This window comes from Tunturibacter gelidoferens, from assembly GCF_040358255.1.
Lineage (GTDB): Bacteria > Acidobacteriota > Terriglobia > Terriglobales > Acidobacteriaceae > Edaphobacter > Edaphobacter gelidiferens.
Map to the genome: position 1 here is coordinate 1,562,945 of NZ_CP132938.1, position 12,624 is coordinate 1,575,568.

General features: G+C 57.9%; 12 protein-coding genes. 4 read left to right on the forward strand and 8 right to left on the reverse strand.

Translation table 11 applies throughout. From position 1 onward, the window contains the following. Positions 1–118 precede the first annotated feature (118 nt). A complete protein-coding gene (locus RBB81_RS07195) occupies positions 119–1,024 on the forward strand; it encodes a glycosyltransferase family 2 protein (RefSeq protein WP_353073211.1) in 906 nt (301 codons plus the stop codon). Positions 1,025–1,099: 75 nt separating this feature from the next. Here the strand turns inward: RBB81_RS07195 and RBB81_RS07200 are convergent, their stop codons facing one another. From RBB81_RS07200 to RBB81_RS07210, 3 genes are all read right to left on the reverse strand, one after another. Beyond that, on the reverse strand, positions 1,100–3,739 hold the full coding sequence (locus tag RBB81_RS07200; protein WP_353073212.1) for a capsule assembly Wzi family protein: 2,640 nt from the start codon (positions 3,737–3,739) through the stop codon (positions 1,100–1,102). A gap of 169 nt (positions 3,740–3,908) precedes the next feature. Next, positions 3,909–5,069: a YeiH family protein gene (locus RBB81_RS07205; RefSeq protein WP_353073213.1), complete on the reverse strand. Its 1,161-nt coding sequence runs from the start codon at positions 5,067–5,069 to the stop codon at positions 3,909–3,911. A gap of 357 nt (positions 5,070–5,426) precedes the next feature. Beyond that, on the reverse strand, positions 5,427–6,206 hold the full coding sequence (locus RBB81_RS07210) for a CHAD domain-containing protein (protein WP_353073214.1): 780 nt from the start codon (positions 6,204–6,206) through the stop codon (positions 5,427–5,429). A 128-nt stretch (positions 6,207–6,334) separates the two neighbouring features. Here RBB81_RS07210 and RBB81_RS07215 point away from each other — a divergent pair, with 128 nt between their 5' ends. After that, a complete protein-coding gene (locus tag RBB81_RS07215) occupies positions 6,335–6,652 on the forward strand; it encodes a hypothetical protein (protein WP_179581316.1) in 318 nt (105 codons plus the stop codon). 30 nt (positions 6,653–6,682) lie between these two features. Here RBB81_RS07215 and RBB81_RS07220 read toward each other — a convergent pair whose 3' ends face one another. Continuing rightward, positions 6,683–7,372 (reverse strand): FmdE family protein, encoded by a 690-nt coding sequence (locus tag RBB81_RS07220; protein ID WP_183790156.1) that lies wholly within the window; start codon positions 7,370–7,372, stop codon positions 6,683–6,685. 93 nt (positions 7,373–7,465) lie between these two features. Here RBB81_RS07220 and RBB81_RS07225 point away from each other — a divergent pair, with 93 nt between their 5' ends. Then, positions 7,466–7,918, forward strand: a complete 453-nt coding sequence (locus RBB81_RS07225; protein WP_179581318.1) for a CBS domain-containing protein — start codon at positions 7,466–7,468, stop codon at positions 7,916–7,918. Here the strand turns inward: RBB81_RS07225 and RBB81_RS07230 are convergent. Together RBB81_RS07230 and RBB81_RS07235 are read right to left on the reverse strand one after the other, a co-directional pair. Continuing rightward, complete coding sequence (locus RBB81_RS07230) at positions 7,908–9,605, reverse strand: SulP family inorganic anion transporter (RefSeq protein ID WP_353073215.1); 1,698 nt, start codon at positions 9,603–9,605, stop codon at positions 7,908–7,910. The genes RBB81_RS07225 and RBB81_RS07230 overlap by 11 nt on opposite strands. Positions 9,606–9,910: 305 nt before the next feature. Next, positions 9,911–10,486 carry a hypothetical protein gene (locus tag RBB81_RS07235; protein ID WP_353073216.1) on the reverse strand — a complete coding sequence of 192 codons (576 nt, stop codon included), beginning with the start codon at positions 10,484–10,486 and terminating at the stop codon, positions 9,911–9,913. A 324-nt stretch (positions 10,487–10,810) separates the two neighbouring features. Between RBB81_RS07235 and RBB81_RS07240 the strand changes: the two genes are divergently transcribed. Further along, the gene (locus RBB81_RS07240) at positions 10,811–11,341 is read left to right on the forward strand and encodes a bactofilin family protein (RefSeq protein ID WP_183790152.1); all 531 of its coding nucleotides are present in this window, start codon (positions 10,811–10,813) and stop codon (positions 11,339–11,341) included. A 66-nt stretch (positions 11,342–11,407) separates the two neighbouring features. Here the strand turns inward: RBB81_RS07240 and RBB81_RS07245 are convergent, their stop codons facing one another. Further along, positions 11,408–11,821 carry a DUF2752 domain-containing protein gene (locus RBB81_RS07245; RefSeq protein WP_353073217.1) on the reverse strand — a complete coding sequence of 138 codons (414 nt, stop codon included), beginning with the start codon at positions 11,819–11,821 and terminating at the stop codon, positions 11,408–11,410. Then, a complete protein-coding gene (locus tag RBB81_RS07250) occupies positions 11,818–12,492 on the reverse strand; it encodes a DUF4339 domain-containing protein (protein WP_353073218.1) in 675 nt (224 codons plus the stop codon). Before RBB81_RS07250 ends, RBB81_RS07245 begins: the two co-directional genes overlap by 4 nt. Positions 12,493–12,624 lie beyond the last annotated feature (132 nt).

Sequence of the window (12,624 nt, forward strand, 5' to 3'; positions counted from 1 at the left end):
GTCACCACGATTCTGAAGCGACAGTGTAACGAACGAGTGACGGGGACGCTGCCGACTCGAACACGACGAGTTAGCACTCTCCATAAGCGGGCGTTCTAACGGTGGTAATCTCTAACAGGTGAATTTTTTCGTAGTTGTACCGACTTTAAATGCCGCCGAGGGATGGTCGCGGCTTACGTCGCTGCTTTTGGGATCCATCGCAGCGGACCGGGTGCTGATTCTCGACTCGTCTTCTACTGATGAAACAACGAGTTTGGCGGCGGTTGCGGGCTTTCGGGTGCATGCGATTGCAAGATCTGAGTTCAATCATGGCGGAACAAGGCAGCTGGCGGCTGAACTATTGCCTGACGCAGAGATCCTCATTTTCCTGACGCAGGATATTGAACTGGCGCAACCCGACGCCATTCATTGTTTACTCGAGGCGTTCTCCGAACCAAGCGTTGCGGCGGCGTATGGGCGTCAGTTACCACGTCGCGGTGCAACCCCGGTTGAAGCTCATGCGCGTTTCTACAACTATCCTGCACAGTCTGGCGTGCGTACGTTGTCCAGCCGGGAGCAGCTTGGTTTCAAGGCCATCTTTATCTCAAACTCGTTTGCCGCTTACCGGCGCGAAGCGTTAATGGCCGTAGGCGGATTCCCACACGACGTCGTCTTTGGGGAAGATACAATCACTGCCGCCAGACTATTGCTCGCAGGATGGAAGATCGCCTACGTGGCCGAGGCGAAGGTGTATCACTCCCACAGCTACACCTGGAAGCAGGAGTTCCGACGATACTTTGATATTGGCGTGCTGCACCATCGTGAGAGTTGGATGCTCAATGAATTTGGTGGCGCTGGAGGGGAGGGTAGCCGCTTTGTTCGGTCGGAATTGCGGTATCTCTGGCCCCGGTATTGGTGGCTTATTCCTTCTGCTTTGATCCATACCGCGGCTAAACTGTTAGGTTACCGATTCGGCAGAGGTGAGAATCTGTTCAGCATTAGTATGAAGCGCCGATTGAGTATGAATCGTCTTTTCTGGAACTAGTTACACTGTGTAACGAGATCACCCTATCTCCCGATTGCCTTTGGGAGCGGTCTGCGTGCAAAGCGGAATCAACCCTTAGCGGTGCAAATGTAACTCCGGTGTCCAGGCAATCTGGAACCATCCGCTGGTGTTGTGTTGTGAACCGCTCATGTAGGAGGGAATGAGAAACCGTTCGTATTGGGTGAATATCTGCGCCTGCCAGTGACGGTTGATGGCATAGGATCCGTTCACGAATCCATCGGTGATCCTGCCTCCATTAGGAAGGAACAAGTTTCCGCCCCAGCTTTGGCGATAGCCGGCTTCAACTCGTGTGCGGGCAGAGAACCAGTAACCTGAGCGGGCTTCGATCGCGCGGGCATCGCGGCCGACTGCGTTCCCAAGTAAAAAACCTTTGTTGGTATTTCCATCAAGGTACTGATTGTTGATAAAGAAGTGAGTTCCACCGTAGTCATGTGCAAGCCCCTCCGAACTGACGGCTTCGACGCGCAAATCCATGTGCGGCAAAAAGGGTAGCCTTGCGAAATAGATGCCCGGATTCCAAACTGCCCGGCGAGGTGCGGCGATGGGGCTTGGGTCATCATCGGAGTACGCGTCTGCGTAGAGCGTAACCAGCCGTCTCAAAAAAGGCAGCCGATAGGTAAAGTCGAAGTTACTCTTTCGATCGCCTGGATCCTCCCGATCTCCATAGCCGCCGCTTCCCCCGTTTCCTGTAGTGATATTCCCGGTCGAGTTGAAACTAAAGATGTTGGCTTTGAAGCTGTGGGGCGTAATCGGATGTCCTACACCCCAAAAGATGGACCAGCGGGTAAAACTGATCTCCAGGTTATCCCCGAAGTTGAAATCCACCTTTTGCCCGTTGTACCAAGGGCGTGCCGGGTAGCTATGTCCTGAGAGCTTTCCGAGTACGACATCGAAGCGGTAGGTGCCGAGGGAAGGCACGAGTGGAAAAGGGTGCGGCCGTGTCGAGACCAAGCGCAGGCTATAGGTCGGTTCGGCATTACTGGAGAAGGCGAGCGGGCCCATGGTAGTGGGTCCCCAGTAGAGCTCCTGTTTGCCGAAAGAGAGCTCGTTGCCCGCGAATGCGACGCCACCGTAGAGTTCAATGGGACGCTGGCGGTTGTATGCAGCGCGCTCGGCGATTGGCTGTATAACCGGGTCGGAGTCTGGCGATATCCGATCCAGTACATTGATCAGTTGGTTGATGGCAGGCGATTCGGCCGGGTTGCCGGGGCTGTGCTGGAGCTCCTGACGATCGTAGAAGAAAAGTCGTCCGTGATGAGCGCGCACCGAATACCCGAGGATCGCGCTACTGCCTCTGCCAAGCGGGCGGCCGAAGTCGTTCCACCATGTCTGGCCGAAGTGAAAGCTGTCGGCCAATGCGGGGCCTGCGATTGTGCCATACCGCCCGTAGACGGATTCGAGGCTTAACGACTCGTAGTAGTTAGGTTCGGTTTCAAATTCAGCATGGAGATCCGCTACAAGGCGACGAGCCTCCGAAACTAGCCCGGGGCTGTTGTATTGATCCATATCGACCTGATCCTCCGCCAGTTTAAGCTGACGGAGGCACTCCTGCCGGGTCCACGGGCGGATCGAAGAGCTCTGGCCCGGAATGAAACCCATCGCAGCCAGTCTTTCAAGTGCTGGATAGACCCAGCTGTCCATCGGGACATTCGTCGATCCGATCGTGTCGGGGTCGTCATCTTCCGTAAAGAGGCGGGGCGGGTGATGGGCGACGGGTACTGGCTGAGTTGCTCCGCTAACCGGCTGAGCTGCTCCGTTTGTCTGTTGTGTTTTCTGCGTCCGCGGTTTCCCGAAGTCGTCCGGCAACGGTTTGGAGTTGAAGGGGTTTAGGCTAAAGTTGTGATGCGCGCGATAGACGTAATGACCGATCAGCCATCCGGTCGCGCTTCCGATCAGTACGTCCGATGGGAAGTGTTGTTCCGCAAGCACGCGGCTGACGCTTACCCCGGCGGCCAGTCCATAGACCGCTGTGCGAGTGATCCAGCCCGGATATTCATCGCCAACAACCGAAGCCAGGGCCCATGCAGCCGTAGCGTGATTCGAGGGGAAGCCCGCCGCTGAGGGGCTGGAACTGAAAAAGTCTCCCTTGGCGTTGTTTACGAGCGGGCGGTCACGCAGGAATACGAATTTTCCCACCTCGCTCACCGCCAGGCTGTCTGCCAGTGCTTCTCCGGCCAGCAAGCCGGTCTCGTGGGCCTGGGGCGCATCGTTGAATAAGCTCCATAGGTACATGCTCGCCGGCAATGCCCCGAGCGCAGCGACACCAGCGTTCGAAAAGGTATTGAACTTGCTGCGGTCGTTCGCGTTGATGTTGATCAACGATGTCATGGTGTGTTGGTCGCTGCCGATCAACACACCTGTCGTGGCGGCCAACGGTGCCAGCCAAATTGCGTCGCTTGGCCGTAGATGCAGCGGGCTGGTCCAGATCGCTTTCTGATCGGCCAGCAGGCGCCGCGGGGTACCAGCGAAAGTAATGTCTTCGCTGACGGCCTTCGCTCCTGTTGGCTTCGACCCAGGGTTGCCGGCGACTTGTGGCTCAGGTGCATCCGGCAGAGAGCTGGAGGAGTCCGCTGGAACATTCGCAGCTGGTGGCTCTGAGGCCGCATCTTGGGCGAAGCACGATCGCCCGATCGATAGCAAAAGGAGTGCTGCGAGGCGGAAGTATCGACCAGGTTTTGGGTGAGCTACAAGCATCGGTAACGGTTCGGGGCGGGCGTACTCGGATAATGCAACCCCTTGCTGGAGGCTACCATAGCCGGACGCCGACTGACCGTACGTTGACCAAAGCGTGACAACTTTCTCATTGGGACTTCCGCTTCCCTCAAAGTCAAAGGCGAAGCGGGAGCATCCACAAGATGGTGGTTTAGAGATGGAAAAAGTGGTTGGCTCCCAGTACCAGCAGCAGGGTGATGGCAGCAATAGCGACCTCGCCGACGGCTCCCACGATGAATGGCCGGGCTCCCTGTTTGAAAAGATCCTTCAGGTTCGTGCGCAGGCCTACGCCGGCAAAGGTGAGCAGGAAGGCCCAGCGGCTCAGGTTCCCTAATGCTGTGAGCTGAGGTTTCGAGAAGCCCAGCGCGGCTATATGGGGGTTGGTTGAGGAGCCTAGGGTCGCTAGCAGCGAGATAAAGAGGAAGCCGAGGACAAACTTAGGGAACTTCTTCCAGAGGAATGCAGCCTTATTCTCGAGTTGTTCCGTGGCGGCGCGACTGGCGAGGCCCTTGCGAGCCCATTGAATGGCATACGCCAGCACAACGAAGCCGATGAGAGCGTTGCGGCAGGTCTTGGCGAGTACGGCGAACTTGCCGGCGGCATCGGAGTAGAGGGCTCCGGCGGCGGTGGCTTCGGCGGTATTGTCGACCGCGAGACCCGCCCAAAGACCGTAGGCGCGGTCGCTCATATGCAGCACGTGACCGATGAGCGGGAAGGTGAACAGAGAGATCGCTCCAAGTGCCAGGATGGCAGCGATCGCAGTCGATGAGTCCTCTTCATCGGCGTCGATTGCGCCTTGAGTGGCAATGATGGCAGAGACGCCGCAGACGCTGGAGCCCACGGCCAGCAGTGTAGTGAGTTGAGGACCTAGTTTGAAGGTGCGGCCCAGCCACGTCATGAAGGTCAGCGAGAAAGCGAAAGCGACGAAGACCAGGGCCAGTGAGATGCCGCCTAGTTTGAGGATGTCGCCGAGGATAAAGCGCGCGCCGAGCAAGATAATGCCCGCCTTTAGCCAGAACTCGTAGGTCGCGACTCCCGCGCGAAAGATCCGTGGTAGTCCGACGGTGTTGGCGATGAGGATCCCAAAGAGAATGGCCCAGAGCACATATTCGATGTTGGGCAGTACGTAGTGATGAGCCTTCCCGTAGGTGTTGATGAAGTGCTCGACGAACTTGCCTGCGTAGCCGACGCCGGCCAGAAGTGCGATGCCCGGAAGCAGGCCGAGGAGGGAGGAGCGCTCCGCCGGAACGCGGCCGGGAGCGTGTGGTGGGTACTCAGTGCGAAGATCGGGTAGATCGATTGAGGCGGCCATAGACTCTCCTTCGTACAGATTCGTTGGTACGCAGACGTCGATGCTTACCAGGCGACGGTTTTGAGCAGGCCGGCGCGGACGATGGCGGCGAGAGCAAGAGACAACAAAATTGCCCAGGTGTCGGTAGATAAAGAGAGACGGGTACGAGGGATGGACATGGAGAAGTCTCCTTGGAGGAAGCGTGGTGCACACGAAGCGACGTGTGGGCTACAACTCTGAATTTTTAGAAAGGGGATACACGCAGAGGGGACTAGCTACAACAACAACGAGTAGGCATGAGGTGCAGCGGCGCGGGTTGGCGGAAGACCGTCATGTCAGGCTTCAGTGTACACCAGCAGGGTGGGAGCGGTCGGCTGCTCAGGTTTTCAAGAGGTGCGCTGCCTTCGACTCAGCCTGCCGCCGCAGCACTCCGGCCTTGGCGTAAAGCTTTTCAGTGATAGCACTTGCCGGTGGCAGCCTCGCGTTGGCATGATTCAACAAAAGAAGATAATCGTGCCACGCGCCGGTCGTCTGTTGTACGTCTTCCATACGTTTTGCAAACTTCGCCGCGGCCTTCGACGCGTCGCCGCCGATCTCGGCCATATATCGAGCCGTCTTGCAGACCTTGCGTATCGAATGAAGATCCTCATCTTGACTGGGATCGAGACCGCGCACCTCGGGAGCCATCCAGCTTCGCGCTACATTGATAAGCTTTGCTCCACTCAGATTGAGATCGGCCTGTCCGGCAATATCCATCTCAACTCTGTCGAGGGCTCCATGGATCTCGTCTCGACTGCTGCGGATTTGCCGTTGCAGCTTTTTCACCTTCTTCTTTCTCGAAGCCTGCAGTTCCTTCTCCAGCTTTACCATCCCGTCGATTGCTCCGAGATGTTTTAGAAGCTCAACATGAACGTCCAGATCGCGAACAGCCCCGGCGCTCTGCCGGATGTCACCGAGCGACCGCCTGAACTGCTTCGACCTCTTTGCCAGATTGGGCAAATCCGCAGCATTGGCCAATACTTCAAGCACCGCCTCCAGCCGACGTGTGCTCGAGCGGAGCCGGTGTACAGCCTTGGGATCTGGATCGTCAACGCAATCTGCTAGTGCTGCTTTCAAGTCGAATGAATGACGGAGAAATGTGATGACCGGTTGCGGCATGGGACACCCTGCCTTCTTACAGATGCATCTTTTGCGGATTGAGGCTTCACGACCCCGGATCGCCGCGATAGTTGCGCGCAACCGGTTTGAGTAAGGTGGGTTTCATTGGGTGTAGGCAGGAGGTTGTTATGAAGATCACAAACGTAAAAGCGATGGTTGCAAAGGGCGTAACGGTTGGCTTACTGGCGGGTGCGTTTGTGTTGGCAGCACCGGCAAAGGCTGACGCACAGCAGTTCGCTGTGGGGGTACGGGTTGGCTATCCGGCTTACTATGGCTATCCCGCTCGCGGCTACTACTACGGGCCCGACTACTATGCTCGTCTGCGCTTTGAACAGGAACGTCGACATGCCGAGTGGGTGCGAGCGCATGAGTTTGAGCGCTATCACTATGACCACCGTGATGACCCTCGTGACTACCGCCATGACGACCACCGTGATCGTTGGTAGTCGATACCCTACGCTGCAGTCTTGCTGCGCCTAACAATGTTCGCAGGCCGGTTGCGGAGAGGTCCCCGCGCCGGCCTTGCCGTTGTTGGCGAACTCCGGCTCCATAAGCGGTCGATAGTAGCGGGCTTCGGGGAATGCACAGCCCTGGCAAAGAGTTCTTCCGTCGCGGAGGTGCTCGCGATCATAGTTGATTCCTTCGCCGCACTGCGCACAGGTGATGCGCGCCGACTTGTAGCCGGGCATCTCACGTGGGTGGATCGGGACCGCAACCCAATCTTCCTGGAAGAGGTCTTGGTTAGGCAACTCGCGATAGGCGAGCATCTGCTGTTCGTTCTTGTTCTCAAGGTGCTGAAAGAGCTCACGAGCACGCTGCTTGGAAGATTCGAGCGCGGCGATCCGCAGAGCTTTGAAAACAGGAGTATCGCCCTGGGGCGTCAGGGGTGACGTGAGGTCAACGAAGGTGGCGGCCATCTTTCCCCAATCGCGAAATTTGATGGCGCGCTTGCCCAGGCGACAACCAGTGACCACGGCAATAGCGTCGGTCGCGCATCGGTCGATCTCGATGAACGTGACCAGGCGCTTGCGGTCGGCACCCTTGGGATCTTCGACGCCAAGGCGTTCACAACCCAGCATGGCCATCCGGACACCGAGAATCTGACCAGCACAAAGGTGACCGTGGGCGATCTCGGCTTCGCGGAGAAGTGCGTCAAAAGACTGCATAATCTGATGATACTGCTGGAGACGCAAGCGCGTTTTTTAAGTATTTGCGCGAGGTTGCGCAGCGGAGGTACTATTCGAGGCCCGAGGTGCCCCATGAGTGAATTTGCGATGACGATCGGTATGGTGCTAAAGCAAAAGTCCGGGCCTATTGCGTCTATCGCGCCAGACGCCTCCGTCTATCAGGCCATTGAGATGATGGCAGAGCGGCAGGTAGGCGCGCTGCTGGTGATGACGCAGCAGTCGCTTATGGGAATCATCTCCGAACGTGACTACGCGCGGAAGGTCATTCTGCAGGGGCGATCCTCAAAGGAAACCCAGGTCGCGGAGATTATGAGCAGCCCTGTGATCTCCGTGTCGCCAAAGCACACCGTGGGCGAATGCATGCGCATCATCACCAAGAATCGCATCCGGCACCTGCCGGTGGTCGAGGGCAGTGCAGTCGTCGGCGTAGTTTCGATCGGCGACCTCGTGAACACGGTCATCAGCGAGCAGGAGATGACAATCCGGCATCTCGAAGCCTACATCTCAGGCGCGGCTACGACGTAGCGGATGGTTGGATCGTCGCTATGGACAAGGCCGGTTTCATTGCCTCGTAGGCCTCGAGTGCGTCGTGAAGCCGGGTGAAGATCCATGAGGTGCCAATTGCCTCGGTCAGGTGATGGCGGTTGAAGTCTTCCCTTGTGTTCCACGGTACTCGAGCGAATCCCAACTGGACGCCAGCATCTGCCAGATTTTTCTTCAACTCCTCAACCACTCGCGCGGCGCTGTAGTCCAGGTTGGTAATAGCCTCGGCATCTACGATGACCCACCGCACGCTGGTCGGTGATGGGCCAACCAGTGCGAGAATCTCGTCCGAGAAGCGGCTCGCATTGGCATAGAACAGTGCGGCGCCGAAGCGGTACATCACCAGCCCCGGCTCAGTCACTGCGCCTGGAGTTGGAGGAATCAGCTTCCACACATTGGCCTCATCCGGAATCATCACTCCCGTGCGGGGATGGTAGCTATGGTGCACGATGCGCAGCAGCGACAGAACCATCGCCAGAACAATACCCACTTCGACGCCCGCAGTAATCACGACGATGGTAGTTGTCACGGCAAGCGCGAATTCGGCAGGGCTTTCGCGGAGAATCCCCTGCAGGCTGCGCAATTTAATCAGCCGGATCGCCACCAGGAAAACCAGGGTCCCCAGTACGCATTGCGGCAGATATTGAAGTGGCTTGGTCAGAAACAACAGTACCAGCGCGACGACTATCGCCGTGGTAACCTGTGCGATCTGGCTCCGACTGCCCACGCCTTCCACCATGGCGGTTTGCGTAGGGCTACCGTTGACGACGAACGTCCCGCTGAAGGCAGCAGCCGCGTTGGCCGCGGAAAGGCCGATCAGGTCCTGATTCTCGTCAAGCCGTTGATGATAACGAGCTGCATAGACTCGCGAGGTTGCTGCGCTCTGGGTCAGTATCATGACAGCGCATGACCCGGCGACGGAGAGCAGCGGCTTGATGTCACTCCAACGAACGTCTGGCATTGCAAGGTGTGGCAGGCCTCCCGCCACCGCGCCAATGACTGCGATGCCATGCCCGGCAAAGTTCCACACTGCACTGGCCGCTGTGGCCAGAATGACTGCAAACATCGGCCCTGGTGCCTTAGGCGCAGACCAGCGGAGAACAAAGACGAACGCAAGCACCGCGAGGGTCACCGCCAACGTCGGTAGATGTATCCTCGGGAGTTCGCGGACGATCTCCACGAGTTGAAGAATCGATCTACGCGAAGTGACCTCAACACCAAGCATCTGGCCCAGAACCGCGATGCCAACCTGAAACCCTATGCCCGTCAGGAAACCGACGAGCACTGTCTGTGAGAGGAAGTCGGCGACGAAACCCAACCTGCACAACCGCCCCACCAGCAGGAAAGCGGCTGTGAGAAGCGCTACCAGGCCTGCCAGCGCGACATATCGAGTGCTCGCTGTTGGAGCCATGCCAGCCAGGCCGCTATGAAGGATAGCCGCAGTTGCCGAGTCAGCGGCGACCACCAGAAACCGCGACGAACCGAAGGTCGCAAATGCAAGTAGCGGCAGCAGAAGGGAATACAGACCGGTAACAACAGGCATTCCTGCGATCCGGGTATACCCGAGCGCCTGCGGAATATTCATCGCGGCGAACGCAACACCGGCAACGGCGTCTCGTATAACGCCGGTTCGCTTCAACGGCCTGATGCCTTGGAACAGATTCAACAAATTCGAAACTCCTGCCTCAGAGACAGCGCAAAGTTCCCAGCCCTCGCAGCGGTGGTCCCGGAACTAGACGTTGATCCTAAACCAAATACCGCCGCTTCGACGACGTCGTGTCACGAATCCTCAACCCCGGCGACCCAGCCAGCGCTCTACTATTCGTCCGAGTTATCGCCCTCTTCCATCAGCGAGACGGTGCCGACCACGTCGTAGGTGGTCGCCTCGCCGCCAGTCGGCTTTAGCGTGACCCGCAAGGGCAACCGCTGCCACTGAGCAGGCTGGCACACCGGAATGAAGTGGTCAGCCTCCGGTCACTTCCCGATCTGCTTCTGGACTACCGGCCGCCGCGCTCCCAGCTCGGCCACGATGGCATAAAGGCCTCCCTTGGCCGTCGTCGCGATCCCACAGTACGCCGCATAGTCGCGGAACCAGACCACATCGGAGACAGCGAAGTCGAAGTCGGGCAGGCGGAGCACCGTAATGTGGCCAGTGACGCGATCAACGGAGAGCCAAGGCCCCGGCTGCCAGATCCAATGCGGTGCAGCATCATTCGGCAGCGCGTCGTTGAGCCGAAGCGCACGGCGGACTGTGAAAGTGCGATCCGTGACGTCGTGAATCTCGCCCGTCGTCCACTCCTTCTGGCGGTCGTCCACGAAGAGCGGACGCACCTTCAGGCTGCTGGTCTCGTCCACTTTGCTGTCAGGAGTGGCATCTGGCTGCGTATAGGGAACCTTGCGGTACGCCCCCAGCGTGACCGTATGAATCTTCGGACCGGCCGCCAGCAGCGGACGTCCCGGATAAATTGACGGCAAAGCCAAAAAAAACATTGCCCCCAGAAGATCAAATAGCGGCAGCCTGGCGCGGGTCGTGCGGGGAGTCGAACTCAAGGGATAGGGCTCTCACAAGGGATTTTCAGTTGTTGCCATGCTACCTGACGCACAGTCTTTTCTATGCGGTAGGGGCTTCAGGACGCATAACACTTTTGGGGTGGAATAAAAGGGCTAAATAGCAGAAGAAACTTCAGTGAAGTCGGAAAGAACTCCATAGGTAACGGAAAAGGTTCAGAGGTTGTGGAATAGATTGTGAATACGGGGCAATCCACGGGCCTTTGCAGAGTAGTATCGTGGAAAGTATGCGTGCTGCCGTCGTGGTAGCGCGTGCGACAGACCGCGGCGGATCATTTGAAGCAGTACGAAAGGATACAAACGAACATGTGGAAACCGAATCAGACTGGAAGCAACACTCCCTCGACTCCTGAACCGGTGCGTCCGTCGACTCCAGCGACGAACTTCGAGGCGAGCCCCACCCGTCCCGCGACCGTTGGCGCTGGCAATGCAGCTGCTGCCGTACCAACCGGCGAGCAGGCCACCATCGGCAAGTCCCTCATCGTCAAGGGTGAGCTGACAGGCTCTGAGTCACTGTACATCGACGGCAAGGTCGAAGGCGCAATCAACCTCCCCGGCAACCGCGTCACAGTAGGCCGCAACGGCCAGGTCGCGGCGAACATCGTGGCACGCGAGATCGTTGTGCTGGGCAAGGTCCGCGGAAACTGCCAGGCCAGCGATCGCGTGGATATTCGCAGCGAAGGCTCGCTCACCGGCGATGTGATCGCAGCACGTATCTCGATTGAAGATGGCGCGTTCTTCAAGGGCGGCATCGACATTCGCAAGCCCGGCGGAACCGACCTGAAGGGTGGCACCGCTACCCCAGCTTCCACCGAGCCTGTCGCCGTCGAGGCATAACGCTTCGTAACGTCGTTTCTAATCGAGTCGAGCGGTCCCTGCTAATCCCAGGGATCGTTTTGCTTTTTATTGGAACAGCCGAAGCGGAAGATTGCGAAGAACTGTAAATATCGAAGCCACAGCGAGCACGACATAGACGGGCGCACCGGGCATTCGCGGCCAGCCATCATCTTCGCGTCGAACAAATCGCCAGTACCAGCCAAAACCATAAGCTGCCGCGAGAGGAAGCAAGAGCGTAATCAGTGCGTTCAAGTGCATCGCCTCGTTAAGCCGCCCTTGGAGCAGCGCGGCAACCGCGCGTGTAGCTCCGCACCCAGGACACTGCAGATGAAAAGCTTCATAGATGGGGCACCGTGGATAGAAGCTGTACTGTGCAGGGGGAAAGCGCCGCAGAACTCCAGCCACCACCCCGACGATCGCCAACGGTACAATCGTTCGTACGATTGCTGCGACACGACTACCTCGAGTCAGCACGATCACCGCGCCACGTTCTGGTAGCGAAGGGTCTGTTTCAGCTGGTTGATCTCGTTGAGCTTGTATTGAAAATAAATGCCGCCGAAGAAGAAAGTCATGACGGCGCTCAGACGCAGGCCCAGAGGCTCGGCGCTGTTGAAGTGCTGCTCAAGCGTATCTCGCAACGTAAAGCGGGCGATGAGGCGAGCGACCCAGGCGGCAATGCCGATGAATCCTCCCACGAAGTTTTGATGGGGCTGTTGGTGATGGCTCATAGCGATGACGAGTCCCCAGGACCCACCGAAGTGCAGCACAACCAGCACGGTGGCAATAATGTAAAACATCAGGGCTTTGCTCGCCGGTTGCACTCGGTTTGCCCATGCGGCTATAACCAGGTTCCAGACCACCACGAAGAGCCCACAAGTAAGAAAACCGAGCAGCAGCTCAAGCACCCAGTTCAAGTTGGGCGGGTCAGGATAGGTGCTGCCTGACTGCGAATACACAGCAGGAGCAGCGTAGACCGGTGTCGCCGGGACGCCCGCAGAGCCGATAATTTGGGCGACCGGGAGCCAATCGGGCATCGTGTCGCTCTTGGCCATGTCCGTCAGCAGAACGTTTCCCGAGCCGACATAGCGATGAAGGTCTTCGAGGGTATACGGTCCATACATCTGCCCGTTGCGCGAAACCTGGTAGGTCATGCAAATCTCCTGAGTAGTCGAGGGCTGCAACGTATCTGCAGAATCGATGAAATCATGGAGAAGCGGTTCCACACAATCAGATTCGGAGACCTACCCCGATAACGCCGATTCTGTTCCTTCGGATTAGGATGT

Coding starts and splice junctions, on each gene's coding strand:
- RBB81_RS07200 (WP_353073212.1), bottom strand. CDS start 3,739: ATGCTTGTAGCTCACCCAAAACCTGGTCGATACTTCCGCCTCGCAGCA.
- RBB81_RS07205 (WP_353073213.1), bottom strand. CDS start 5,069: ATGGCCGCCTCAATCGATCTACCCGATCTTCGCACTGAGTACCCACCA.
- RBB81_RS07210 (WP_353073214.1), bottom strand. CDS start 6,206: ATGCCGCAACCGGTCATCACATTTCTCCGTCATTCATTCGACTTGAAA.
- RBB81_RS07215 (WP_179581316.1), top strand. CDS start 6,335: ATGAAGATCACAAACGTAAAAGCGATGGTTGCAAAGGGCGTAACGGTT.
- RBB81_RS07220 (WP_183790156.1), bottom strand. CDS start 7,372: ATGCAGTCTTTTGACGCACTTCTCCGCGAAGCCGAGATCGCCCACGGT.
- RBB81_RS07225 (WP_179581318.1), top strand. CDS start 7,466: ATGAGTGAATTTGCGATGACGATCGGTATGGTGCTAAAGCAAAAGTCC.
- RBB81_RS07240 (WP_183790152.1), top strand. CDS start 10,811: ATGTGGAAACCGAATCAGACTGGAAGCAACACTCCCTCGACTCCTGAA.
- RBB81_RS07250 (WP_353073218.1), bottom strand. CDS start 12,492: ATGACCTACCAGGTTTCGCGCAACGGGCAGATGTATGGACCGTATACC.